At 71.8% G+C, this 24,197-nt stretch carries 26 protein-coding genes; 11 read left to right on the top strand and 15 right to left on the bottom strand.

Annotated elements, in window-relative coordinates:
- Positions 1-26 precede the first annotated feature (26 nt).
- Positions 27-1,742: a stimulus-sensing domain-containing protein gene (locus IE246_RS00360; RefSeq protein WP_189986925.1), complete on the bottom strand. Its 1,716-nt coding sequence runs from the start codon at positions 1,740-1,742 to the stop codon at positions 27-29.
- Positions 1,743-1,779: 37 nt separating this feature from the next.
- Positions 1,780-2,481, bottom strand: coding sequence for a response regulator transcription factor (locus IE246_RS00355; protein WP_189986924.1), 702 nt, complete (start codon positions 2,479-2,481; stop codon positions 1,780-1,782).
- Between the two features lie 165 nt (positions 2,482-2,646).
- On the opposite strand from IE246_RS00355, the gene IE246_RS00350 reads away from it, so the two are divergent.
- From IE246_RS00350 to IE246_RS00340, 3 genes are all read left to right on the top strand, one after another.
- The gene (locus IE246_RS00350) at positions 2,647-3,396 is read left to right on the top strand and encodes a HugZ family pyridoxamine 5'-phosphate oxidase (RefSeq protein WP_189986923.1); all 750 of its coding nucleotides are present in this window, start codon (positions 2,647-2,649) and stop codon (positions 3,394-3,396) included.
- 123 nt (positions 3,397-3,519) lie between these two features.
- Positions 3,520-3,780, top strand: coding sequence for a hypothetical protein (locus tag IE246_RS00345; RefSeq protein WP_189986922.1), 261 nt, complete (start codon positions 3,520-3,522; stop codon positions 3,778-3,780).
- 112 nt (positions 3,781-3,892) lie between these two features.
- The gene (locus IE246_RS00340) at positions 3,893-4,447 is read left to right on the top strand and encodes an NUDIX hydrolase (RefSeq protein ID WP_189986921.1); all 555 of its coding nucleotides are present in this window, start codon (positions 3,893-3,895) and stop codon (positions 4,445-4,447) included.
- Between the two features lie 6 nt (positions 4,448-4,453).
- Here the strand turns inward: IE246_RS00340 and IE246_RS00335 are convergent, their stop codons facing one another.
- The 5 genes from IE246_RS00335 to IE246_RS00315 all read right to left on the bottom strand — a co-directional run bounded on the left by IE246_RS00335 (position 4,454) and on the right by IE246_RS00315 (position 9,485).
- Positions 4,454-5,836 carry a DUF3179 domain-containing protein gene (locus IE246_RS00335; protein WP_229836137.1) on the bottom strand — a complete coding sequence of 461 codons (1,383 nt, stop codon included), beginning with the start codon at positions 5,834-5,836 and terminating at the stop codon, positions 4,454-4,456.
- A 76-nt stretch (positions 5,837-5,912) separates the two neighbouring features.
- A complete protein-coding gene (locus IE246_RS00330) occupies positions 5,913-6,665 on the bottom strand; it encodes a HesA/MoeB/ThiF family protein (RefSeq protein WP_189986920.1) in 753 nt (250 codons plus the stop codon).
- Between the two features lie 63 nt (positions 6,666-6,728).
- On the bottom strand, positions 6,729-7,175 hold the full coding sequence (gene dut, locus IE246_RS00325) for a dUTP diphosphatase (protein ID WP_189986919.1): 447 nt from the start codon (positions 7,173-7,175) through the stop codon (positions 6,729-6,731).
- A 22-nt stretch (positions 7,176-7,197) separates the two neighbouring features.
- The gene (gene coaBC, locus IE246_RS00320; RefSeq protein WP_189986918.1) at positions 7,198-8,400 is read right to left on the bottom strand and encodes a bifunctional phosphopantothenoylcysteine decarboxylase/phosphopantothenate--cysteine ligase CoaBC; all 1,203 of its coding nucleotides are present in this window, start codon (positions 8,398-8,400) and stop codon (positions 7,198-7,200) included.
- 218 nt (positions 8,401-8,618) lie between these two features.
- The gene (locus tag IE246_RS00315) at positions 8,619-9,485 is read right to left on the bottom strand and encodes a hypothetical protein (RefSeq protein WP_189986917.1); all 867 of its coding nucleotides are present in this window, start codon (positions 9,483-9,485) and stop codon (positions 8,619-8,621) included.
- A gap of 260 nt (positions 9,486-9,745) precedes the next feature.
- Between IE246_RS00315 and IE246_RS00310 the strand changes: the two genes are divergently transcribed.
- The 3 genes from IE246_RS00310 to IE246_RS00300 all read left to right on the top strand — a co-directional run bounded on the left by IE246_RS00310 (position 9,746) and on the right by IE246_RS00300 (position 12,789).
- Positions 9,746-11,359, top strand: a complete 1,614-nt coding sequence (locus IE246_RS00310) for a trimethylamine methyltransferase family protein (protein WP_229836130.1) — start codon at positions 9,746-9,748, stop codon at positions 11,357-11,359.
- 66 nt (positions 11,360-11,425) lie between these two features.
- Positions 11,426-11,914, top strand: a complete 489-nt coding sequence (mntR, locus tag IE246_RS00305) for a manganese-binding transcriptional regulator MntR (protein ID WP_189986916.1) — start codon at positions 11,426-11,428, stop codon at positions 11,912-11,914.
- A gap of 71 nt (positions 11,915-11,985) precedes the next feature.
- Positions 11,986-12,789, top strand: a complete 804-nt coding sequence (locus IE246_RS00300; RefSeq protein ID WP_189986915.1) for a DUF1194 domain-containing protein — start codon at positions 11,986-11,988, stop codon at positions 12,787-12,789.
- A 13-nt stretch (positions 12,790-12,802) separates the two neighbouring features.
- Here IE246_RS00300 and IE246_RS00295 read toward each other — a convergent pair whose 3' ends face one another.
- Positions 12,803-13,186 (bottom strand): DUF4870 family protein, encoded by a 384-nt coding sequence (locus IE246_RS00295; protein ID WP_229836122.1) that lies wholly within the window; start codon positions 13,184-13,186, stop codon positions 12,803-12,805.
- A gap of 355 nt (positions 13,187-13,541) precedes the next feature.
- Here IE246_RS00295 and IE246_RS00290 point away from each other — a divergent pair, with 355 nt between their 5' ends.
- Both IE246_RS00290 and IE246_RS00285 read left to right on the top strand, forming a co-directional pair.
- A complete protein-coding gene (locus tag IE246_RS00290) occupies positions 13,542-14,024 on the top strand; it encodes a hypothetical protein (protein WP_189986914.1) in 483 nt (160 codons plus the stop codon).
- A gap of 189 nt (positions 14,025-14,213) precedes the next feature.
- Positions 14,214-15,275 (top strand): threonine aldolase family protein, encoded by a 1,062-nt coding sequence (locus IE246_RS00285; protein ID WP_189986913.1) that lies wholly within the window; start codon positions 14,214-14,216, stop codon positions 15,273-15,275.
- Between the two features lie 156 nt (positions 15,276-15,431).
- Here the strand turns inward: IE246_RS00285 and IE246_RS00280 are convergent, their stop codons facing one another.
- Positions 15,432-16,265, bottom strand: coding sequence for a sugar phosphate isomerase/epimerase family protein (locus tag IE246_RS00280; protein ID WP_189986912.1), 834 nt, complete (start codon positions 16,263-16,265; stop codon positions 15,432-15,434).
- Positions 16,266-16,448: 183 nt separating this feature from the next.
- On the opposite strand from IE246_RS00280, the gene IE246_RS00275 reads away from it, so the two are divergent.
- Together IE246_RS00275 and IE246_RS00270 are read left to right on the top strand one after the other, a co-directional pair.
- Positions 16,449-16,787, top strand: a complete 339-nt coding sequence (locus IE246_RS00275) for a hypothetical protein (RefSeq protein ID WP_189986911.1) — start codon at positions 16,449-16,451, stop codon at positions 16,785-16,787.
- Between the two features lie 74 nt (positions 16,788-16,861).
- Positions 16,862-17,221 carry a hypothetical protein gene (locus tag IE246_RS00270; protein ID WP_189986910.1) on the top strand — a complete coding sequence of 120 codons (360 nt, stop codon included), beginning with the start codon at positions 16,862-16,864 and terminating at the stop codon, positions 17,219-17,221.
- Between the two features lie 189 nt (positions 17,222-17,410).
- On the opposite strand, the gene IE246_RS00265 is transcribed toward IE246_RS00270, so the two are convergent.
- From IE246_RS00265 to IE246_RS00250, 4 genes are all read right to left on the bottom strand, one after another.
- A complete protein-coding gene (locus IE246_RS00265) occupies positions 17,411-18,019 on the bottom strand; it encodes a 2-hydroxychromene-2-carboxylate isomerase (protein WP_189986909.1) in 609 nt (202 codons plus the stop codon).
- Positions 18,016-19,671: an acyl-CoA synthetase gene (locus IE246_RS00260; RefSeq protein WP_189986908.1), complete on the bottom strand. Its 1,656-nt coding sequence runs from the start codon at positions 19,669-19,671 to the stop codon at positions 18,016-18,018. Before IE246_RS00260 ends, IE246_RS00265 begins: the two co-directional genes overlap by 4 nt.
- A gap of 206 nt (positions 19,672-19,877) precedes the next feature.
- The gene (locus IE246_RS00255) at positions 19,878-20,318 is read right to left on the bottom strand and encodes an Rrf2 family transcriptional regulator (protein ID WP_189986907.1); all 441 of its coding nucleotides are present in this window, start codon (positions 20,316-20,318) and stop codon (positions 19,878-19,880) included.
- A 4-nt stretch (positions 20,319-20,322) separates the two neighbouring features.
- On the bottom strand, positions 20,323-20,745 hold the full coding sequence (locus tag IE246_RS00250; protein ID WP_229836120.1) for a group III truncated hemoglobin: 423 nt from the start codon (positions 20,743-20,745) through the stop codon (positions 20,323-20,325).
- Positions 20,746-20,897: 152 nt separating this feature from the next.
- On the opposite strand from IE246_RS00250, the gene IE246_RS00245 reads away from it, so the two are divergent.
- On the top strand, positions 20,898-22,100 hold the full coding sequence (locus tag IE246_RS00245) for a mandelate racemase/muconate lactonizing enzyme family protein (protein ID WP_189986906.1): 1,203 nt from the start codon (positions 20,898-20,900) through the stop codon (positions 22,098-22,100).
- 19 nt (positions 22,101-22,119) lie between these two features.
- Here the strand turns inward: IE246_RS00245 and IE246_RS00240 are convergent, their stop codons facing one another.
- Positions 22,120-23,226, bottom strand: a complete 1,107-nt coding sequence (locus IE246_RS00240; protein WP_189986905.1) for an NAD(P)/FAD-dependent oxidoreductase — start codon at positions 23,224-23,226, stop codon at positions 22,120-22,122.
- Complete coding sequence (locus tag IE246_RS00235) at positions 23,223-24,128, bottom strand: NAD(P)-dependent oxidoreductase (protein ID WP_189986904.1); 906 nt, start codon at positions 24,126-24,128, stop codon at positions 23,223-23,225. The genes IE246_RS00240 and IE246_RS00235 overlap by 4 nt, the downstream gene beginning before the upstream one ends.
- Between the last annotated feature and the right edge of the window lie 69 nt (positions 24,129-24,197).

Here is a 24,197-nt window from a genome sequence, read left to right as displayed (position 1 = left end):
GTGGTCCGGATCGCGTTAATGATCGGTTAGCGGGCCGACGATGCCAAGGGCAACCGAACCACGAATCGGGCGCCGAGAACTTCGCCTTGCGGCGAGCGGCGGTTGGCGGCGTGGATCGTGCCGCCGTGGGCCTCCACGATCTGCTTGGAGATCGACAGGCCGAGCCCGGAATGGGTGCCGAACTTCTCGCCCTGCGGCCGCTCGCTGTAGAACCGGTCGAACACCGCCTCCAGCTTGCCCTCCGGCAGTCCCGGTCCGTCATCCTCGACGCAGACCGCCACGCGCTCGCCGTCCTGCCAGGCGCGCAGCCGGACCGTGCCGTCCGGCGGCGAGAAGCTGCGGGCGTTCTCGATCAGGTTGCGCAGGACCTGGACCAGGCGGCCCTCCTGGCCGGCGACGACCAGCCGGTCGGTGGTGTCGACCTCCGCCAGCACCGGCGGGCCGCCACGCTCTTCGGCGGTCGCCGCATAGACCTCGGCCAGGGCCGAGAGCACCTGGCCGATGTCGACCGGGCTGCGGTCCTCGCGCGACAGCTCGGCGTCGATCCGCGAGGCCTCGGAGATGTCGGTGATCAGCCGGTTCAGCCGCCCGACGTCGTCCATGATCACCGCCATCAGCCGCTGCCGCCGCTCCGGGTCCTGGACCCGGGCCGCGGTCTCGACGGCGCTGCGCAGCGAGGTGAGGGGGTTCTTGATCTCGTGCGCGACGTCGGCGGCGAACCGTTCGACGGCATCCATCCGTGCCCACAGCTCCTCGGTCATCGCCTTCAGCGACCGCGACAGGTCGCCGATCTCGTCGCCGCGCCGGCCGAAATCCGGGATGGTCTGGCGGCGGCTGTGACTGGCCCGCACCTGCTCGGCCGCCGAGGCCAGGCGCTGGATCGGCCGGGTGATGGTGCCGGCGAGATACAGCGACAGCAGGATGGTGATGCCGAGGGTAACCGCGAACATGCCGAGGATCTCGAACCGCACCTCGCGGACGGCGGTGTCGATGTCCTCGCCCTCGACCGACAGCATCAGGGCGCCGAGGACCTGCTTGTAGCGCTGCACCGGCACCGCGACCGACAGGAACAGCCCGCCGCTCTCGGTGGCGCGGACCTTGCGCACCACGGTGCCGCCGAGCGCGAGGCGCACGTCCTTGAACAGCGACTCCGGCCCGGTGGCCTCGTTCCAGACCGGCAGCTCGGAACGCCGCGGCAGCCAGTTCACGATCCGCTCGTACAGCCGGTTGGCGAACCGCTGCACCGGGTCGGGCTCGGGCGGCGGCAGCGGCTGGATCCGGACGGTGCCGCCCGGACCGGTCAGCATCCGGCTGTCGGCGATCAGCCGGCCCTCGCCGCCGTAGATCCGGATGCGCGAGGCCAGGACGCCGGACAGCCGGCGCACGATGCGCTTGACGCGGTCCGCCATCAGGCCGGGGTCGACGGTGGCGTCGGGCTCGACCGCCAGCTCGGCGACCGCCCGCGCCATCACCTCGGCCTGCCGGTCCAGGGCGTCGAGCTCGCCGCGGATCAGGCTGTTCTGGTAGCGGTCGAGGTACAGCACGCCGATGAACAGGATCGCCACCGACAGCAGGTTGATGGCCAGGATCCGGATCGTCAGGCGCGATACCCCGGGACCGAACCGCCGCCTCGACCGGGGCCGGCGCGCCGGCCGTCGGGCGGCCGCCGGTGCACCCGCGGCCGCCGAGACCGTCATCGGCGCGTCGTCACGCTCCGCCCGCAAGGTTTCCTGGGCCCGCAACCTGCCATCCCCCTCGCCGGGCCGCGCCGGGCCCGGTTCACGCCGGTTCGCGGTAGCGGTACCCGATCCCGTAGAGGGTTTCGATCTCGTTGAAGCCGTCGTCAATGGCCTTGAACTTCTTGCGGACCCGCTTGATGTGGCTGTCGATGGTGCGGTCGTCGACATAGACGCTGTCGCCGTAGGCCGCGTCCATCAGCTGGTCGCGGTTCTTGACGTGCCCCGGCCGCGAGGCGAGCGCCCGCAGGATCAGGAACTCGGTGACCGTCAGCGCGACCGGCCGGCCCTTCCAGGTGCACATGTGGCGGGCGCCGTCGAGCACCAGCTCGCCGCGGGTGATGGTGGCGTCCGAGGTCGGGTTGGCCTCGTCGGCCGCCAGGTCCTGGCGCCGCAGCAGCGCCCGGATCCGCTCGATCAGCAGGCGCTGCGAGAACGGCTTCTTGATGTAGTCGTCGGCGCCCATGCGCAGGCCCAGGACCTCGTCGACCTCGTCGTCCTTGGAGGTCAGGAAGATCACCGGCACGGTGCTGGACTTGCGCAGCTTCTGCAGCAGCTCCATGCCGTCGAGCCGCGGCATCTTGATGTCCAGCACCGCCAGGTCGACCGGCCGCTGGTTCAGCCCGCGCAGCGCCTCCTCGCCGTCCTTGTAGGTCCGGACGTCGAAGCCCTCGGCCTCGAGCGCCATGGTGACCGAGGTCAGGATGTTCTGGTCGTCGTCGACCAGCGCGATGGTGTTCGCCATGAAACCGCCCCTTCTCCAGTGCGCGCGGGAATGCGCCACGCGTCCCACACCCACACTAGGGTTGTTTCGGGCGTCGCTACGGCCCGAATGAGGCACAATATAGGGATCGTGCCCCGGCTTCGCCTCATTGAAGCGTCACGGAACCGCAGACACCCAGGAGAATCGATGAGCGACCCAGCCTCTTCCCCGCCGCCCGGCGCCGTCGTCCGCGGCCTGCTGCGCGCCGCCGACCGGGCGACCCTGGCCACCACCCTGGTCGGCGCGGCGACGGACGGCGGCGCCGGCTGGCCGTACGCGTCGCTGGTGCTGATGGCGGTCGACCACGACGCCTCGCCGCTGCTGCTGGTCTCCACCCTCGCCGAGCACACCCGCAACCTGCAGGCGGATTCCCGCGCCGCGGTGCTGGTCGACGGCACGGCCGGCCTGGACGAGCCGCTGACCGGGGCGCGCGCGACCGTGCTCGGCCGGTTCGTCCGCGACGACGATCCGGCCCGCCGGGCGCGTTATCTGCGCCGCCATCCCTCGGCCGAGGGCTATGCCGGGTTCGGCGATTTCGCGATCTGGCGGATGCAGGTCGAGCGCGCCCACCTGGTCGCCGGCTTCGGGCGCATCCACTGGGTCGAGGCCGACGCCGTGCTCGGCGAGGCCGGCCTGCCCCTGGCCGGGCGCGAGGCCGACGTGGTCGGGCACATGAACCAGGACCACGCCGATGCCATCCAGCTGTACGCCCGCGTGCTGCTGGGGCTCGACGGCGAGGGCTGGACCATGACCGGCTGCGACGCCGAGGGCGCCGACCTGCGGCTGGGCGGCCGGGTGGCGCGGCTGCCGTTCGACGAGCCGGTGCGCGACGCCGAGCAGGCCCGGGTCGAGCTGGTCCGCCTGGTCAAGCGGGCCCGCGAGCGTGCCGGCGGCTGACCCTGCCTCGGCCCGCCGCAGCGACCGGACCCGCCTCGAATTCCGAAGGCGAATCGGCGGGAATGGCCCAAAACTTGAATTTCCGGGGTTAACGGGCTATGTTTTCAACACAGGAGAAGCCCGATGTTGCCTCCGATCACCAGTCCGATACCCACGACCTCGCCGACCCCGGTGGTGGTCGCGCCGCGCCCGGCGACGCAGGAGCCGGGCAACGGGCGGGTGCGCAACATCACCGCCCGCGCGGTCGACGCCAACGACGAGGCCGACGCGGCCGAAGAGGACAACGAGCACGCGCGCAACCAGCGGGTCGAGGGCAAGCGCCAGTCGTCGGCGTTCCGACGCTCGTTCGGGTTCCTCGGCCAGTACGTCGATCTCCTGGTCTGATTTCCGGCCGGTCGCTTTCCCGCCCGCCGCATTTCCTGCCTGCCGCGGTTCGTTCCGGGACGGCTTGTCGCGGCCGCTTGCGGCCCCGCACGGCTGGCGGCACAGTGATCCCATGAGCGATTCTTCTGCTTCTCCCGGGCGACCTGGGGCGCCGCGCGGTCCGGTCAACCTGCGGATTCCGGCCGGCGAGGACCGCGAGCGCCTGGTCTGCGACGACTGCGGCTTCATCAACTACGTCAACCCGAAGATCGTCGTCGGGTCGGTCGCCCTGTGGGAGGACCGCATCCTGCTGTGCCGCCGGGCGATCGAGCCGCGCGACGGCTGGTGGACCCTGCCGGCCGGCTACATGGAGGAGCGCGAGACCACGATCGAGGGCGCCCGGCGCGAGGCCTGGGAGGAGGCGCGCGCCCGCATCGAGATCGACGCGCTGATCGGGGTCTACAACATCCCGCGGATCAGCCAGGTGCAGATGATCTACCGCGCCCGGCTGCTGTCGCCGGACGTCTCGGCCGGCCCCGAGAGCCGGGAGGTCGGGCTGTTCGAGTGGGACGACATCCCGTGGGACCACATCGCCTTCCCGAGCGTGCACTGGGCACTCGGCCACTGGCAGGAGACCCGGGGCATGACCGGCTTTGCGCCGTTCGGCGAGCCGCCCGAAGGACTTTGAGCCGGCCTAGGGCCGCCCGAGATAGCCGTCCCAGGCGAACCAGTAGGCGACGTGCCCCGGCAGGCGCGGCAGCCGGGTGCCGCCCGGGCCGACCAGCGCGTCTTCCGCGACGGCCCAGGCATGCCCGCCGGCGACCAGGGTCGAGGCGTCCCCGGACGGCTCGAACTTCCGGTCGCCGCGGCGGTAGGCCCGCACGGTCCGGGTCGCGGCGTCGCCGACCAGCACCACAGTCTCCAGCCCGACGGCGTCGTTGATCACCGCGCCGCCGGCGAACGCGTCGAGCGGCCAGGCCTTGGTCCCGCCGGCGACCCGCAGGCCGAACACGTAGTCCTTCGGGCCGAGCGGCGTCCCCGGTGCCAACACGGCCGGGAACATCAGGTCCGGGCTGGCGAAGTAGTCGCGGTACACCACGCCCGGGCCGTAGTCGCGGTCGTGGCCGGTGTCGAGCGACAGCACGGCGGTGTCCGGATGGCGGGCGCGCCACGCCGCCCAGGAGGCGATGGCCACCGGCCGGATCGCCAGCTCGATGCCGCTGCCGCGCAGCGGGCCGGACACCGGCCGGCCGGTGAACTGGTTCCACAGGCTGTCGGTGCGGCGGTCGAACATCAGCTTGTTGGAGCGGTACAGCAGGCCGGAAGAGCCGAACACGAACGGCTCGCCCCGGTTCTCGCCATGGCCTTCGACCCGGGTCTCGAACAGGATGCCGGCGCCGCACAGCGTGCAGTAGGCGAGCGCCACCGGCACCCCGCCGATCACGTCGTTCAGCATCTCGTGCCAGCCCATGATCCGCAGCGGATAGGCCCGCACGTCGCCGGCGATCGCGACCCCGAACACCAGGTCGTCGTCGCGCAGCCAGTCGGCCTCGGCCGCCGGGATCATCTTCGGGTTGTCGAGCGACGGGATGCCGTCGACCCGGACGCCGCCCCAGACGATTTCCTCGAGCCGGATGTCGAGGTTCTCCGGCCGGCCGCGGTCGCCGCCGAGAAACCGCAGGAAGTTCGGGTCGAGCCGCTCCAGCAGCTTCAGCTTGAGGGGGCGGTGGCTCGGATGCGACGCGATTTCGGGATGGGCCTGCTGCCAGAGCACGGCGTCGAACCAGGTGCCGGCGTCGCTGCCGGTGACCGCCTGGAAGGCGAAGGGGGTCTCCAGGGTCACGTCGCGGCGGTAGCGCATCGCCAGGATCAGGGTCGCCGCCACGTCGGGCTCGCCGCGCGCCGCCAGCCGGCCCAGCGCGTCCAGCCGGGAGGTGCCGTGGCCGAACAGCGCCAGCTCGCTCAGCCGCGCCACCTCGTCGTCGGCCATCGGTGGGCCGGCCATCGGGGAGTCGGCACATGCGGGCGCCGGCAACAGGGCCAGCACGGCGGCCAGGACGAGCAGGAGACGGAGCATGCCGCGACGATACGCCAAGCGCTTCCGTCGCGCGCCACGGGCGGCGCCCCGTTCACCAAGCTTTGTTCCGGCGTGATCAGCCGCAGCTCGGGCAGTCGGGGCGGCGGCGGTAGCGCACCTCCTGCATCGACGCCGACAGCGCGTCGTACAGCATCAGCCGGCCGGCCAGCGGCTCGCCGAGTCCGAGGATCAGCTTGAGCGTCTCGACCGCCTGCAGGGTGCCGATCACCCCGGCGACCGCGCCCAGGATCCCGGCCTCCTCGCAGCGCGGGGTCAGCGACGGGTCCGGGGTCTCCGGGAACAGGCAGCGGTAGCAGGGCCGGCCCTCGCCCGGGACGATGGTGGTGAGCTGGCCCTCGAAGCGCGACAGCGCGCCGACCACCAGCGGCACCCCGGCGGCGAGGCAGGAATCGTTCAGCAGGTAGCGCGTCGCGAAGTTGTCGGAACCGTCGACCGCCACGTCGCAGCCGGCCAGCAGCCCGGCGGCGTTGTCCGCGTTGAGCCGCAGCCGGTGGGTCTCGAAATGGATGCCGGGGTTGATGCGCGACAGGGTCTCGGCCGCCGAGTCGACCTTGGCGCGGCCGACCGAGTCGGTGGCGTGCACGATCTGGCGCTGCAGGTTGGTCAGGTCGACCGTGTCGTCGTCGAGCAGCACCAGGGTGCCGACCCCGGCGGCCGCCAGGTACATGGAGATCGGCGCACCGAGTCCGCCGGCGCCCAGCACCAGGACCCGGGCCTCCAGCAGCTTGGCCTGGCCCGCCTCGCCGACCTCGTCGAGGATCAGGTGGCGGGCATAGCGGTGGAACTCGGTCTCGGACAGCTCGCGCATGGGGGCCTCGCTCGGCGGTCGCTCTGTGTCTAGTTGGGGTCGCGGCGCGGCTTCGCCAATCCGCTAGACGCCGGTCGACCCGAAGCCGCCGGCGCCGCGCGCGGTCGCGTCGAGGCCGTCGACCTCGTCCCAGACGACCCGGGTCACCGGGGCCACCACCATCTGGGCGACGCGGTCGCCGCGGCCCAGGGTGAACGGCTCCTGGCCGAGGTTGACCAGGGTGACCTGGATCTCGCCGCGGTAGTCGCTGTCGACGGTGCCGGGGGTGTTGACCATCGAGATGCCGTGCCGCCGGGCTAGGCCGGAGCGCGGCCGGATCTGGGCCTCGTAGCCTTCCGGCAGGGCGATGGCGATGCCGGTCGGCACGGCGGCGCGCGCGCCGGGAGCCAGGGTGACCGGGGCGTCGACGGCGGCCCGCAAATCCATGCCGGCGGCCCCGGCGGTCTCGTAGGCCGGCAGCGGCAGGTCGGCGCCGTGCGGCAGCCGGGTGATGCGGACGGGAACGGTCATGCCGGAATACGCTCTCACGGGCTCAGGCGGCGAAATGCGCGGCGATCCGGGCGGCGAGACGATCGCCGACCTCGGCCTTGCTGGCGGTCGGCCAGTCCTCGACCTCCCCACCGGTGATCAGGTGCACGGTGTTGGCGTCGCCGCCGAAGGTGCCGGTCGCCGGCGACACGTCGTTGGCGACGATCCAGTCGCAGCCCTTGCGGGCGCGCTTCGACGTGGCGTGCTCGATCACCTTCTCGGTCTCGGCGGCGAACCCGACCACCAGGGCCGGGCGGTCGTTCTCGCGCGCCGACAGGGTCGCCAGGATGTCCGGGTTCTCGGTCAGCGCCAGGGTCGGCAGGCCGCCGCCCTCCTTCTTCAGCTTCTGGCCGGCCGCGCTGGCCACCCGCCAGTCGGCGACCGCGGCGGCACACACCGCCACGTCGGCCGGCAGGGCGGCCAGGCAGGCTTCCAGCATCTGCCGGGCGGTCTCGATCCGCACCACCGCGACCCCGGCCGGGTCCGGCTCGCGGGTCGGGCCGGTCACCAGGGTGGTGGCGGCCCCCAGCCGGGCCAGGGCCGCGGCGATGGCGTGGCCCTGCTTGCCGGAGGAGCGGTTGGCGATATAGCGCACCGGGTCGATCGGCTCGTGGGTCGGGCCGCTGGTCACCAGCGCCCGGCGGCCCTTCAGCGGGCCCTCGGCGGGCGCGAAGTAGGCCTCGGCGGCGGCGACGATCTCCAGCGGCTCGGCCATCCGCCCGAACCCGAACTCGCCGCACGCCATCGGCCCCTCGTTCGGGCCGACGAAGCGGACCCCGCGGGCCTTCAGGGTGGCGAGGTTGGCGCGGGTGGCGGCATGCTCCCACATCCGCACGTTCATCGCCGGCGCCATCAGCACGTCGGTGTCGGTCGCCAGCAGCAGGGTCGAGGCGAGGTCGCCGCACAGCCCGTTCGCCAGCTTGGCCATCAGGTCGGCGGTGGCCGGCGCCACCACGATCAGGTCGGCCGAGCGCGACAGCTCGATGTGGCCCATCTCGGCCTCGTCGGTCAGCGAGAACAGCTCGTCGTGGATCTTTTCCCCGGTCAGCGCCGACAGTGACAGCGGCGTGACGAACTGCTTGCCGGCGGCGGTCAGCACGCCGCGCACCGACGCCCCGCGCTCGCGCAGGCGGCGCACCAGGTCGAGCGACTTGTAGGCGGCGATGCCGCCGCCGACGATCAACAGGATCCGCTTGCCGTCGAGCATGCTCTGCCTCCGCTACGGGTCGCGCGGAGTGTAGGCGGGAGAAGGGCGGGCGTCACCAGGGGGTGAAGCCCGTCCTGCCTGGCGATGGGTCACGGCTCTCCGCTCCGCTTCGGCCGGGATGAGGGAGGTGGGTCATGTGCCTCCCCAAACCGCCTCATCCCGGAGCGGAGCGCCGGAGGCGTTCCGAATCCGGGACCCAGCGGACGGGCGTCGCAGCCTCAGTACCCCGGCTGCGACTTCCAGAGCTCCTCGTTGACCTCCCGCATGGTGCGGTCGTGGCTCTTCGCCAGGCAGCCGCGCAGGGTGATCTTGAAGCCCATGTCGGCATAGGCGGCGCAGCGGTCGACCTCGGTCCTGGCGCGCTCCACGCCTTCCTGAGACACGCTCCTGAGGGCGCCGCTCGCCTGCACCTGGCCCCAGGCCTTCGCGGCGGCGGCCGAGATCGCGCCCGCCGACTCGGTCCGGACCGGGCCGGTCGCCGGCAACAGGTTGATCAGCCGGGACAGCGTGACCGCGGCGTCGGCGCGCGGGCTGCCGGGCTTGAAGAACGCCTCCGCCGCGAACCGCGGCGCACCCTCGGCGGTCTCGGCGTCGCGCGCGGCGACGGCGGCCGACGGGGCGATCTCGGTGCGCGGCATCAGCGACACCAGCGGCGCGATCCGCACCGCCACCTCGGCGGCGCCCAGCGAGGCCAGCCGCTTGGCCGGCAGCTCGACGCGGGTGCGGGTGAAGTCGCCCTCGCTGACGTAGCCGAGCAGGCCGGCGGCCGAGAACTCGGTCTCGGTGCCGTCGGTCCGGCGGACCACCAGGGTGACGTCGCCGGCCCCGGCGGTGTCGTAGCGCTGGCCGGCCGACGGCGGCGGCCGGTCCTCCTGCAGGCAGAACGACGAGACCAGCGCCGTGCAGGCGCCGTCGGTGCAGGTCAGCGGGATCGGCTCGGCCGAGGCGATCAGGCCCAGCACCTGGGGCGGCAGGGCGTCGTCGGCCGGAACCGACGCCGTCCTGGCGGCCGAGGGGCTGTTGGCGGCGAGCGCCGGCAGGGCGAGGAGCGTGGCGGCGAAGGCCAGCGACAGGCATGCACGCATGGACGTTGTCCTCCAGTCTGCGGCCCGTGCGCACCCGGCTATCGGCGCTTCCCATAGGGCTTCACGGACCGACCGGCCGAAGTGTCGCACCGTGCCGGACGCCGGTCAAACCGGCGACCGGCCGGGGGCCCGACACGTCCGCGTGAGTTGCGGGGTAGCCAAAGCACGACTCGCAGGCGTCGGGCGGGTGCAAGACGGGGCCGCCGCATGCACCGACACTCCGCCCTGGTTCGGGGGTGCAGTGCGGCTCGGAGGCTGCCATGACGCAGGATATCGACGATCTGATCGACATGGCGGAGCCGGCCGCCGGTGACGGTGGGGGCGAGGGCGGGGAACGGCGCGAGCGCCGCGGCCGCGGCGCGGCGAGCGGCCGCGAGGCCCGGCGGGCGGCGCGGGCCCGGCCGAAGACCGCCTATGCCCCCTACATCACCCGTCGGGTGCCGACCTTCGACGTGCTGTCGCAGGAGGGCCTGGAGATCATCGAGGCCAACGCCGAGACCATCCTCGAGGAGATCGGCATCGACTTCCGCGACGACGCCGAGGCGCTGGCGATCTGGCGCGACGCCGGGGCCGACGTCCGGGGCGAGCGCGTGCACATTCCGCGCGGCCTGGCCCGCAAGCTGATCGCGACCGCGCCCGCCACCTTCACCCAGCATGCCCGCAACCCGGAGCGCTCGGTCGAGATCGGCGGCAAGACCACGGTGTTCGCCCCGGTCTACGGCCCGCCCTTCGTGCGCGGCCTGGACGGCGGCCGGCGCTACGCCACCATCGAGGACTTCCGGAACTTCGTGAAGCTGGCCTACCTGGCGCCGGCCATGCACCACTCCGGCGGCACGGTGTGCGAGCCGGTCGACCTGCCGGTGAACAAGCGCCACCTCGACATGGTGTATGCGCACATCCGGTACTCGGACAAGCCGTTCATGGGCTCGGTCACCCATCCGGAGCGGGCGCTCGACACCCTGGAGATGGCGAAGATCGTGTTCGGGGCCGAGTTCGTGCAGGACAACCCCGTCACCACCTCGCTGATCAACGCCAACTCGCCGATGGTGTGGGATTCGACCATGCTCGGCGCGCTGAAGAACTACGCGCGCTCGAACCAGGCGACCATCATCACCCCGTTCATCCTGGCCGGCGCGATGTCGCCGGTGACGGTGGCCGGCACGCTCGCCCAGACCCTGGCCGAGGCGATGGCCGGCATGGCGTTCGCCCAGCTCTGCCGGCCGGGCGCGCCGGTGATCTTCGGCAGCTTCGCCTCGTCGATCTCGATGCAGTCCGGGGCCCCGACCTTCGGCACGCCGGAGCCGGCGCTGGTGCTGTACGGCTGCGCCCAGCTGGCCCGCCGCCTCGGGGTGCCGTTCCGCTCCGGCGGCTCGCTGTGCGGCTCCAAGGTGCCGGACGCCCAGGCCGCCTACGAGAGCGCCAACACCCTGCTGCCGACGGTGCTCGGCGGTGTCAACTTCGTGCTGCACGCCGCCGGCTGGCTGGAGGGCGGGCTGGTGTCGTCCTACGAGAAGTTCGTCATGGACGCCGACCAGCTCGGCATGATGCGGACCATGCTGGAGGGCGTCGATCTCAGCGAGAACGGCCAGGCGATGGACGCCATCCGCGAGGTCGGCCCGGGCGCCCACTTCCTCGGCTGCGCCCACACCCAGGCCAACTTCGAGACCGCGTTCTTCCGCTCCTCGATCGCCGACAACAACACCTACGAGCAGTGGCTGGCCGAGGGCGAGCGCGACGCCGCGACCCGGGCCGGCGGGCTGGCGAAGAAGCTGCTCGACGAGTACGAGGCCCCGGCCATCGACCCCGGCGTCGACGAGGCGCTGGTCGAGTTCATGGCGAAGAAGAAGGCGGCGTTCCCGGACTCCAACATCTGACCGCCGCGTCCCCGGCCCGGCGCCGCGACCTTGTCACGCCGCGGACGCTGGGGTAAGGCCCTGCCGATGACGGCCGACCCCAAGCACGCGGCGCTCGCGCACGTCAGCCGACCGGGCGAGCCGGGGCGGCTGATCGACGCCGAGCAGCACGCCCGCCAGCACACCGGTGTGCGCAAGGCGCACGAGACCGAGCTGATCGAGGACTACGTCGAGCTGATCGCCGACCTGATCGACGCCACCGGCGAGGCCCGGGCGGTCGACATCGCCCAGCGCATGGGGGTGCGGCAGGCCACCGTCACCGCGATGGTCCGGCGCCTGCAGGCCCGCGGGCTGGCGACCAGCGAGCCGTACCGTTCGATCTTCCTGACCGACGCCGGCCGCCGGATGGCGGACGAGTCGCGCGCCCGCCACGCCGTGGTGCTGCGCTTCCTGCTGGCGCTCGGCGTGCCGGAAGCCGTGGCGTTCCGCGATGCCGAGGGCATCGAGCACCATGTCAGCCCGACCACGCTGAAGGTGCTCGAGGACTGGATCGGACGGCTGGACTCAGCGTCCTGACCGGATTGGTGTATCCTCGCGCCTAGGAGGCGGATCCGCCGTCCCGCGGCCGCCTCGCGGAGGTACTGGCCATGACCGGTCCACTGTTCCGCCTGTTGTTCCGCCTGTCCGCGCTGCTGCTGGCCGCCGTCTGCGTCTCGGCACCGGCATTCGCCCAGCCCCTGCCCGGCCGCCCCGCCGGCCCGGAGACCGACCTCAACATGGTGGTCGCGCTCGACCGTTCGGAGTCGGTCGACCTGGCCGAGCGCACCGCCCAGAACGAGAGCCTGGCGGCGGCGCTGACCGACCCGCGGTTCATGGCCGCGGTCAAGGGCGGCTGGCAGGGCCGGATCGGGATCGCGGTGCTGACCTGGTCGAGCTTCAACCGCACCCAGGTCGTCGTACCCTGGACGGTGATCGCCGAGCGCCGCGACGCCGACGCCGTGGTCGCGGCCCTGCGCGACTACCAGGCCCGCGGCGGCGACGTCGAGCACCGGCCGCAGACCGACATCGCGCTGGCGCTCGGCGCCGGGGTCGAGCTGCTCGACGCCGCGCCGTTCCCGGCGACCAAGCGGATCCTCAACGTGATCTCCGACGGCATCGACAATTTCGGGCGCGAGGCTTTCGTCGACCGCGACGAGGCGCTGGCCCACGGCATCACCATCAACGGGCTGGTGCATGCCCGCGGCTCGGCGATTCCGATCGTCGAGCGGTTCTTCGAGCGCCAGGTGATCGGCGGTCCCTACGCCTTCGTGCTGTCGACCCCGACGCCGGAGAGCTTCACCGGCGCGATGCTGCGCAAGATGCTGCTGGAGATCGCCGCCGCCGGCCGCTCCAGCCGCCCGGACGGTTCGGGTTCGCTGCGGGTGCCCGCCTACCGGCCGATGCGCGGTTAGGGTTCGCGGGCCGTCAGAAGAACGCTTCCGGCCGGTCGATCGGCCGCTCGTCGATCAGCACCAGCCAACCCTTGACGATCCGGTAGATCAGCCAGAGCTGGGCGGCGCCGATCACCAGCCCGCCGATCAGCACGAACAGCAGCAGGAAGCCGACCGCCAGCATCAGCAGCCAGGTCCAGAACGTCCGGATCTGCCAGGTGGCGTGCGACTCCAGGTAGGTGCCGGCGACCTCGCCGCGCTTCAGATAGGCCAGGATGACGCCCAGCATGCCGGGGACCGCCGTCACCACCGAGGCGGCGTACAGCGCGTAGACCACGTGCATCGCCAGCTTGTCGTTCTCCGGCACCGACAGCCGGAACGGCAGGTTGCGGCGCGAAGTGGGGGTGGTGTCGGGCATCGGCGCTTCCGATCGACGGCAGTTTGCCACTCAAATCAGATGGGACGTGGCGATGCCGCCACAATGCACGGATGGCACACGGATGGCAGGCAAAGATTCGGGCACATCCGCCTGCGCGCGCTATAGTGTCTGTGGCGAGGGTGGATTCTAGCGAAGGACTTGTGGGGGCGCGATGGCCGGGCGACGGAGGGTTCTGGCGGCATGGGCGGGGCTGCTGGCCTTGGTTGCGGCAACCGCGAGCGCAGACACGGACAAGAGCCTCGACGGGTACGAGCTTACCCAACACACACGGATCTACGACGCCTTCATCAGCTATCCCGCCCCCAGCTGGTACCAGGGCAAAGACCCGCTCGACATGAGCGAGATGTACCGCGACCAGAAGGGTCCCGAGTTCATTCTCGAACAGATTCCCAAAGGCGAGGCGTTCAACAGCTGGACCCGCCTGTACGCCGTACGCGGCACCTATCTCGGCAAGGGCCGCACCCTGCCCCTCGACCGGTACGTGAACGCGACGCTTCTGGGCTATGTGCAGATGTGCGGCCAGGAGAACGTCGGCGTCAGCCCGGTCGGCCAGGGCGGGAACTTCCTGACCCTCCTGATCTTCTGTCAGAACAGCAGCAAGGGCCAGACGGACATCGGCTACGGACACGGCATCGGGCAGATCACCCTGATCAGGTTCTACGCGGTCAGGAACACCCTGCTGAAGGTCTACCAGGAGTGGCGCGGCAAGGCGTTCCTGGCGCGTGACGAGTCGTCCTGGCCGGTTCCGCGCGCCGAGGTGACCATGATGATCGAGCGGTTCGACGGAATCGAAGTGAGCGTGAGCCCGCTTCGCTGACACCGCCGGCGCCGCGCCGCCGGGCCCGGAGGTCGAACGTTTGCGTACAGCCGGCCTTCGAACTCGTCGCTGACGGGGTGGCGGCACGACCGCCTATGATGGCGACGGCACTTTGCCGTGTTGCCGCCGCGCTCTATCGTCGCTCGACCGAAGTCTGCCGCCACCACGAAATCGCCGAGGACCCCGCCCATGGCCGCGCCCGCCGCTTCCGTCGCCCGCCCCAAGGTCGACCTGTACTCCGACACCGTCACCCGGCCGACCGCCGGCATGCGCAAGGCGATCGCCGAGGCCGAGGTCGGCAACGAGCAGGCGCACGAGGACCCGACGGCCAACCGGCTGCAGGAGATGGTGGCCGAGCTGCTCGGCAAGCCGGCGGCGGTGTTCCTGCCGTCCGGCACCATGTGCAACGAGATCGCCTACCGGGTGTGGTGCGGGCAGGGCGACGAGATCATCCTCGACGCGACCGGCCACGCCCTGCATTTCGAAGCCGGCGGCCCGGCCGCGCTGGCCGGTGCGATGACCAGGACCATCGCCGGCAGGCGCGGCATCTTCACCGGCGCCGATGTCGACGCCGCGATCCGCCCGAAGACCCGGCACGCGCCGCGCCAGAAGCTGGTGTCGATCGAGAACACCGCCAATCTCGGCGGCGGCGCGGTCTGGCCGCTGGAGACCGTGAAGGACGTGGCGGCGGCGGCGAAGCGCCATGGGCTGAGGCTGCACATGGACGGCGCCCGGCTGCTGAACGCGGTGGTGGCGAGCGGCATTCCGGCCGCCACCTACGCCGCCGACTGCGACTCGGTGTGGATCGACCTGTCGAAGGGCCTCGGCTGCCCGATCGGCGGGGTGCTGGCCGGCTCCTCGGACTTCATCGAGGAGGCCTGGCGGTTCAAGCACCAGTTCGGCGGCGCGCTGCGGCAGTCCGGCATCGTCGCCGCCGCCGGCGTCTACGCGCTCGAGCACCATGTCGCGCGGCTGGCCGACGACCACGCCCGGGCCCGGCGGTTCGCCGAGGGAATCGCGCAAGTGAAGGGCGTGCAGGTCGCGGCCGACGAGATCGAGACCAACATGGTGTACTTCACGGTCGACGGCACCGGCATGGACGCGGCGGCGTTCTCGAAGCGGCTGATGGCCGAGCACGGGGTGCGGATCGGCGCGCTCGGCGCCCGGCTGCGCGCGGTCACCCATCTGGACGTCGACGACGCCGGTATCGCGGCCGCGGTCGCGGCGGTCGAGGCGGTGGCGGGGGCGTAGCGGCCGGGGTGTCCGTCGCTTGGTGGGTTCCGGATCCGCCTCGCCTTCGGCGATCCGGTCCGGAATGACGGCAAGAGAGGGACCGGCGCGGCTCTCCTCTCCTATTGTCATTCCGGGCAAGCGTAGCGCGACCCGGAACCCACGAAGCGACGGGCCCTACGCCAGCATCTTCCGCAGCGCCTCCAGCGAGCGGGCGGTGACGGCGGCACCGTCGGCCGGGCAGTGGGTCTCGATCGCGATCGCCAGCTCGCCGGACGGCCCGTGCTCGCGCAGCGCGGCGAACAGCGGCCGGTGGTCGACGATGCCTTCGCCGAGCGCCACGTAGCGGCGCGGTGCGGCGGTGAAGTCCTTGACGTGCACGGTGCCGGCGACCCTGGCGGCGGCGGCCAGCACCTCGGCCGACGGCGCCGGCGGCCGGACCGCCCGGTGGTTGGCGAGGTCGAGCGCGCCCTTCAGCCGCGGGTGCGCCCGGCGCGCCACCACCGCGGTCAGGTCTTCCAGGGTGGCGACGTTGCAGACGTGCTCGTTCTCCAGCACCAGGGTGACGTCGTGGGTCTCGGCGAGGTCGAGCAGCCGGTCCAGATCGTCGTCCAGGTGCTCCGGCACGAAGCCGTCATAGGTGAAGTAGGAGAAGATCCGCAGCTGGCTCGCCCCCAGCCGGTTGGCCACGTCGAACGCCATCGGCACCGCGTCCTCGGGCGGCAGCACGCCCGGGTCGAAGCCGTGGAAGTTGGCGCCCGGCGGGATCTTGGCGCCGGAACGCGGCCACTTCAGCAGCGGCGAGCAGTAGCAGCCGACCGTGACGCCGGCATCGGCCAGGCGCTTCGCCAGCTCGGTCAGCTCGCGGTCGTCGAACAGGATGACGTTGCGCTCGTCGACCGAGCGGATGTCGACCCGGTCCACGCCGTGCCCGGCCATGAAGCCGAGCGCGGTTTCGATGTCCTCGGAGACCTCGTCGGTGATGACGGCGATGACCGGCGTGAACGGCATGGCGGACCTCGGGGTGGGCAACGGAGCCGGAAGGGTCGGCCAAGGCGCGGCCCGGATCAATGGCGAAGACTCCGGGACGAAGACTCCGGGGCGAAGACTCCGACCGGCGTCATCCTGCCGCACGCATCGATTGCGCCGGGCCGTCCTATATATTCCAGAAGACTTATGCTGCCGGAGGTCCCCATGCGTATCCGAGCCATCGGCACCTTGGTCGCCGCCGGCCTCGGCCTCGCCGGTCTCAGTCTCGCCGCCTGCCAGAGCGACCAGGGCGCCTTCTATCCGGAGACCGCGTCCGCCGACCGGGTGCTCGAGCAGCGTGCACTCGAGCGGGTTCCGGCCAGGTACGAGCCGACCGGGGTGACGGTGATCAAGCAGTGGGGCGCGCCGCAGCCGGGCGCCGACACCGACATCGTCGGCTACGATGCCTGGATCCGGGTCGAGGGCTGCAAGGGCCACGTGCTGGTCCGGTTCAACCGCTGGGGCGACTACCTGACCACCGGCGACATGACCGAGTGCCAGTGACGCGGGGCCGGCGCACCATGTCGGTGACGGGAGTCCGATAGGGAGAGCCGCAGATGTGTGGCGGAAGGGCGGCGATGGCCGCATTGCTGGTCGGCGGGCTCGCCCTGGCCGGGTGTGCCGCCGACCCCAACGGGTTCTACCCGGACACCGAGAGCGGCCGGAAGATCCTGGAACAGCGGGCGCTCGCGAACGTGCCGGCCAGGTACAGGCCGACCTCGGTGACCGTGGTCCGGGAATACGGCCGGCGGTTCGGCGGCGACTTCGGCGCGGCCTGGGGCGGGCTGTCGGTGGGATCGGGCCTCGGCGACACCGACGTGGTCGGCTACGACGCCTGGGTCCGGGTCGAGGGCTGCAAGGGCCACGTGCTGGTACGGTTCGACCGCTGGGGCGACGTCCGCACGGTCGGCGACCTCACGAAGGACTGCGGCAGGTGACGGCGCCCGTCGCTTGGTGGGTTCCGGCTCCGTCCCGCCGCCGGCGGCCCGGTCCGGAATGACGACGTAGGGGGGAGGGGGCAGGCCACGGCCTTGCCCTCTCCTGACGTCATTCCGGTCGGGCGCGCCGCCCCGGCGCGGCCGAGCCGGAACCCACCCGGCGCTCCGATGCCCGCGGCTGCAGCCGTCCTAAGCGCCCAGCCGCCAGCGCAGCAGGTCGATGCGGTCCTGACCCCAGAAGATCTCGCCGTCCGGCAGCTTCCAGCTCGGCGCGCCGAACACGCCTTCGGCCGCCGCCTTCTCGGTGTCGGCCCTGAAGGTGTCGGCATAGCCGGGGGCGGCGTTGACCAGGACGTGGCCGTCCTGGCCGACGGCGTTCGCCACCGCCACCACCTCGTCCGGGTTGCCGAGGTCGCGGTCGTCGCGCCACAGCGCCGTCAGCAGCGCGTCCGACAGGATCAGGGCGTCGTGCCAGGCCCGGTCCTTCCCGGTCTCGCGGGCGGCGATGATGGTGTAGGCGGCCAGCGGCGCGGTCAGCGGGAAGTTCTTGGGCTCCAGCACGATCGGGATGCCGAGATAGTCGCGCCAGCGCTTCAGCTCCATCATCCGGTAGGCTTGGCGCTGCGGTGCGCGCTTCGGCAGCGGCAGGCCGCCGGACTGCGCGAAGATCGGCCCGAAATCGACCGGGCAGACGTTCACCGTGGCGCCGATCCTGTCGACGATCTCGATGAACCGACCCGAGCCGAGATAGGTCCACGGGCTCGAGGTCGAGAAGTAGTAGTCGATGGCGATGCTCAACTCGGTTCTCCCCGGTTGTCCGCCGCGTGGCGTTCGCGCAGCACGCGGCGCATGATCTTGCCGGTCGCGGTCATCGGCAAGGCGTCCATGAACTCGACGATCCGCGGGTACTCGTGGGCGGCCAGCCGCCGCTTCACGTGCTCCTGGATCTCGGCCTTCAGGCCGTCACTCGGCGCCGTGCCCTCGGCCAGCACGATGCAGGCCTTCACCGCCTCCGTGCGCAGCGGGTCCGGCACCCCGATGACCGCCGCCAGCGCCACCGCCGGGTGCGCCGCCAGGCAGTCCTCGATCTCGCCCGGCCCGATGCGGTAGCCGGCCGAGGTGATGACGTCGTCGTCGCGCCCGACATAGTGCAGGTAGCCGTCGCCGTCGCGCCGCCCCAGGTCGCCGGTCAGCATCCACTCCTTGTCGGGGCCGGCGAACTTGGCGTCGGTCGCCTCCGGCTTGTTCCAGTAGCCGAGGAACATCACCGGGTCGCCGCGCCGGACCGCGATCGAGCCGGTCTCGCCGTCGGCGACCGGCACCCCGGCCTCGTCGACGATGCCGACCGTGTGGCCGGGGACCGGCTTGCCCATCGAGCCCGGCCGCACCGGCATGACCGCCGCGCAGTTGCCGACCACCAGGTTGCACTCGGTCTGGCCGTAGAACTCGTTGATGGTCACGCCGAACACCGTGCGGCCCCAGTCCAGCAGCTCGGTGCCGAGGGTCTCGCCGCCGGAGCCGATCGAGCGCATCGCGAGGGCGTGGCGGGCCCGCGGGTCCTGGACCTGGCGCATCAGCTTGAGCGCGGTCGGCGGCAGGAACGAATTGCGCACCCCGTGCCGGGCGATCAGGTCGAACGCCGCCTCGGGATCGAACTTGGCGAACCGGTGCGCCACCACCGGCACGCCGTGGTGCAGGGACGGCAGCAGCACGTCGAACAGCCCGCCGATCCAGGCCCAGTCGGCCGGCGTCCAGAACCGGTCGCCCGGCTGCGGGAAGAAGTCGTGCGGGAACTCGACCCCCGGCAGGTGGCCGAGCAGCACCCGGTGGGCGTGCAGGGCGCCCTTCGGCTGGCCGGTGGTGCCCGAGGTGTAGATGATCACCGCCGGGTCGTCGGCCGCGGTGTCGACCGGGGCGAAGTCGTCGGACGCCGCGTCCAGGGCCGGCGCCAGCGCCCGCCACCAGCCGCCGTCCCTGGCCTCGTCGGCCACCAGCACCAGCTTCAGCGCCGGCAGCCGGTCGCGGATCGCCTCGATCTTCGCCAGGCTCTCGCGGTCGGTGACCAGGGCGGCGGCACCGCAGTCGCCGAGCCGGTAGGCCAGGGCGTCCTCGCCGAACAGGGTGAACAGCGGCACCGACACCATGCCGACCTTGTGGGCGGCGATGTGGGCGACCGCGGTCTCCGGGCGCTGCGGCATCAGGATGCCGACCCGGTCGCCGCGCGACAGACCGCCGGCGGCCAGGACGTTGGCCAGCCGGTTGGAGGCGCGCTTCAGGTCGGCGAACGAGTGCTCGACCACGCTGCCGTCGGCGGCGATGTGGATCAGCGCGGTGCCGGCCCCGGCGTCGGCATGCCGGTCGCAGACGTCGACCGCGATGTTGAAGCGCTGCGGAATCCGCCAGCGGAAGCGCCGGCAAACCTCGTCGTAGCTGTCGGCCCGTTCGAGCATGGTTTCCTCCCGGGCGCGATCAAACCCCGAGCGCCGGGGGAGGGCAAGGGGGCGGCCGCGTCGGGATGGTCGGATGGGTCCCGGTTCTCCGCGGCTACGCCGCTGCGACCGGGATGAGGGCAAAGAAGAAATCGCCACACTCCCTCATCCCGGACGAGCGCAGCGAGATCCGGGACCCAGCCGACCCGGGATGAAGGCGGCCGCGCTCAGGCGGCCGGGGTCAGGCGGGTCAGCAGGGCCGGGCGGTTGGCGACGGCGTCGGCCAGGGTGTGGCGGTCGAGCTCGGCCAGGAAAGCGTTGCTGGCGCCCCGCAGCATGCCGGTCAGCCGACAGATCCCGTCGATCGGGCAGGCGCCCTGCCGGTCCCGACGGAGGCACTCGGCCATCGCGAAGCCGGTCTCGGTGCCGCGCACCACGTCGCCGATCCGGATCGCTTCGGCCGGCATGGCGAGACGGAGGCCGCCGCCGCGGCCGCGGGTGGCCTCCAGGAAGCCGAGGCGGGTGAGCTGGTGGACCACCTTGCGGACATGCTCCTTCGAGATGCCGTAGGTGGTGGCGACCTCCTCGATGGTGGTGCGCCGGCCGGCATTCAGCGCCGCCAGGATCAGCGTGCGGAGCGCGTAGTCGGTGAACTGGCTGAGTTGCACCGGCTCACCCCGCCGCCTGTTCGCGGTTCCGGAAGAATTCCAGCCCGTGCAGCAGCGAGGCGGCGATCAGCCGGGCCCGCTCGACGAAGATCTCGGCGGCTTCCGGCCGGCAGACCTCGCGGGCGGCCGCCTCGAACAGCGCCAGCCAGCGGTCGAAATGCCGCTTCTCCAGGACCCCGAGCGCCACATGGGCGCGCATCGGGTTGCCCTCGTAGCCGGGCTGCCGGCGCAGCACCTTGCGCCAGAACGCGGCGATCTTCGCCAGATGGGCGTCCCACTCGGCATCCGGCACGGCGCCGCGGAACACCGGGCCGAGCAGCGCGTCCTCGCGCGCCCGGCCGTAGAACAGGGCGACGGTGTGCTCGATCTCGGCTTCGGTCACCACGGTGTCGGGCTCGGCATAGGCGGTCATGATCGGCTCGCGCACTTAAAAGTGCATCTTATATGCATCTTCAAATGCGCCCCGCAAGCCCGATCCGAGCGGAACCGGCCGGCCGGCGGTTTCCCTCCGGCGGCGAACTGCTCTAGCGTCGGCCGGGTGCGCATGCAGCCGCCGGGGACATTCATGAGGGGGCACCCATGAAGATCGTCGACCTGAAGACCTTCGTCGTCGGCAACCCGCCGCCGCACCATGGCGGCCGCTACTTCATCTTCCTGAAGCTGGTCACCGATTCCGGGGTCGAGGGGGTCGGCGAGGTCTACGTCGCCACCTTCGGGCCGCACACGGTGGTGCGGATGATCGAGGACGTGTTCGCCCGCCACGTCCGGGGCCAGGACCCGCGCCGGATCGAGGCGATGTTCCGCCGGGTCTACGGCTCCGGCTACTCGCTGCGGCCGGACCCGTCGCTGATGGGGGTGTTCAGCGGCCTCGAGATGGCGTGCTGGGACATCGTCGGCAAGGAGCTCGGTCAGCCGGTGTACGAACTGCTCGGCGGCCGCGTGCACGAACGGCTGCGCACCTACACCTACCTCTACCCGAGGACCGGCAACGCCTATCCCGACGTTCCCGACAACGTCTACACGAGCCCGGCCTTGGCGGCCGAGCGGGCGGCCGAGGAGGTCGCCGCCGGATTCACCGCGGTGAAGTTCGACCCGGCCGGACCCTACACGGTGTTCGACGGCCGGCAGCCGGACCTGGAGTCGCTCGACCGGTCGGAGGCCCTGACCCGGGCGGTGCGCGAGGCGGTCGGCAGCCGCGCCGACCTGCTGTTCGGGACCCACGGCCAGTTCACCGCGTCCGGCGCGATCCGCCTGGCCGGGCGGCTGGAGCCCTACGACCCGCTGTGGTTCGAGGAGCCGACGCCGCCGGAGATGCCGGAGGAGATGGCCAAGGTGGCGCGCGCCACCTCGATCCCGGTCGCGACCGGCGAGCGGCTGACCACCAAGTACGAGTTCGCCCGGGTGCTGGAGCAGGGCGCGGCGTCGATCCTGCAGATGAACCTGGGGCGGGTCGGCGGCCTGCTGGAGGCCAAGAAGATCGCCGGCATGGCGGAGACCCGCTACGCCCAGATCGCCCCGCACCTGTACTGCGGGCCGGTGGTCGGCGCGGCCAACATCCAGCTCGCGGCCTGCTCGCCGAATTTCCTGATCCTGGAGAGTATCCGGACCTGGGGCGGGTTCCACGCCGAGATCCTGAAGGCCCCGATCCGCTGGGAGGACGGCTACGTGATCCCGCCGACCGAACCCGGGCTGGGGGTCGAGCTGGACGAGGCGGTGGCGCTGGCCCACCCGTACGACGGCGACGCCCTGCACCTGGAGATGCAGGGCGACCCGCTGCCGTGACCGCAGTCCGGGCTTGGCCTCAGGCCAGCAGCTCCGCCACGTGGTCGGCGATCGCCAGCGACGAGGTCACGCCCGGCGACTCGATGCCGAACAGGTTGACCAGCCCCGGCACCCCGTGGTCGCGCGGGCCCTGCACCATGAAGTCGAGGGCCGGCGTGCCCGGCGCCTGGATCTTCGGGCGCATGCCGGCATAGCCCGGCTGTAGAGAGTCGTCCGGCAGCCCCGGCCAGTACTTGCGCACGGCGGCGTAGAAACTGTCGGCGCGGCGCGGATCGACCGTGTAGTCGATGCTGTCGACCCATTCGACATCCGGGCCGAACCGGGCCTGGCCGCCGAGGTCGAGGGTCAGGTGGATGCCGAGCCCGGCCTGCTCGGGGGCCGGGTAGATCAGGTGGCTGAACGGCGCCCTGACGCCGGACAGCGTGTAGTAGTTGCCCTTGCAGAAGTACTGCGGCGGCACGTGCCCGGCCGGGAAGCCCTGCAGCGAGGCGGCCAGCGGCTGGGCGTGCAGCCCGCCGGAGTTCACCACCGTGGTCGCCTTGAGGGTCATGGGATCGGCGCCGCCGACCACCAGCTCGATGCCGTCCTCGTCGATCCTTCCGCCCTCGACCGGGGCGTGGAACGCGATCATGCCGCCACGCTCCTCGGCGTCGCCCTGCAGGGCCAGCATGTAGGAGTGGCTGTCGAGCACGCCGGTCGACGGCGACAGCAGCGCGGTCACGCAGCGCAGGTCCGGCTCCATCGCCGTGACCTCGTTGTGCGACAGGAAGGTCAGGTCGTCGACCCCGGCCTTGACCGCGCGGTCCTGGATCTGCTGCAGCGCCGGGATCTGGTCCTCGGAGGTGGCCACGATCAGCTTGCCGAGCCGCTTGTACGGCACCCCGTGCTCGTCGAGGAACCGGTACATCTTCAGCTTGCCCTCGACGCAGAACCGCGCCTTCAGCGAGCCGACCGGGTAGTAGATGCCGGCGTGGATCACCTCGGAATGCCGCGAGCTGGTCTCGGTGCCGATCGCCTCGGCCTTCTCCAGCACCAGCACCTCGCGGCCCTGCAGGGCGAGCGCCCGGGCGCAGGCCAGTCCGACAACGCCCGCGCCGATGACGACGGCGTCGACCCGCTCGCTCATTCCGACTTCTCCTTCAGGCCACCCAGTTCCGCCATCACGTCGACCAGCAGCGGGACGTGCTGCTCGCCGTGCCCGGTCGAGCAGGCCAGCGTATACAGTTGCAGCGCCGCGGTGCCGAACGGGCTCGGCAGGCCGTTCGCCGCCGCCATCGCCGCGTAGTAGCCGACGTCCTTGCGGGCGTTGGCCATGGCGAACTGCAGGCCGGAGGCGTCGCCGTCGACGGCGTAGGCCATGATCTTCTGGAACATGCCGGAGTTGACCGCGCCGGCCGACACCACCTCGCGCAGCTTGCCCAGGTCGACGCCGGCGGCGCGTGCGGTCACCGCCGCCTCCGCCACCATCGCCGACATGGTCATGCTCATGAAGTTGTTGATCAGCTTCAGCGAGTGCCCGGCCCCCAGCGGGCCGACGTGGAACACGTTGCGGGCATAGGCCTCGAAGGCCGGCCGCATGCGCTCCAGCACCGCCGCCTCGCCGCCGACCAGCACGTTCAGGATGCCGGCCTCGGCCTCCTTCGGGGTCATGGTCAGCGGCGCGTCCAGCATGGCGGCCCCCCTGGCCGCCAGCGCCGCGCCGACCCGCTTGGTGGATTCCGGCTCGGCGGTGCTGGCGTCGGCCAGCACGAAGCCCGGGCGGGCCGCCTCCAGGATGCCGTCCGGACCCAGCACCACGGCTTCGACCACGGCCGAGTTCGGCAGGCACAGGACGACCGCGTCGCTGACCTCGGCCAGCGCCTTCGGGGTGACGGCCTCGAGCGCCCCGCGGGCCTTCAGGTCGTCCACCGGCCGGCGGTTGCGGTGGCCCAGGACGGTGACTGGAAATCCCTTCTCGATCAGGTTCTTCGCCATGCCGTGACCCATCAGCCCGACCCCGGCGAAGCCGATGCGGAGCTTGTCCGCCATGCCTTCCCTCCCGCTGGTTCGCGGCGAGATTAGGTCGCGGCCCGGATTGAGGGAAGACCTTGAACGGCC

Origin of the sequence: Thalassobaculum fulvum (assembly GCF_014652915.1) — a bacterium.
Taxonomy (GTDB): domain Bacteria; phylum Pseudomonadota; class Alphaproteobacteria; order Thalassobaculales; family Thalassobaculaceae; genus Thalassobaculum_A; species Thalassobaculum_A fulvum.
The sequence above is the reverse complement of the archived record's forward strand: the minus strand, read 5'-3'. Positions and strand labels throughout refer to the sequence as shown.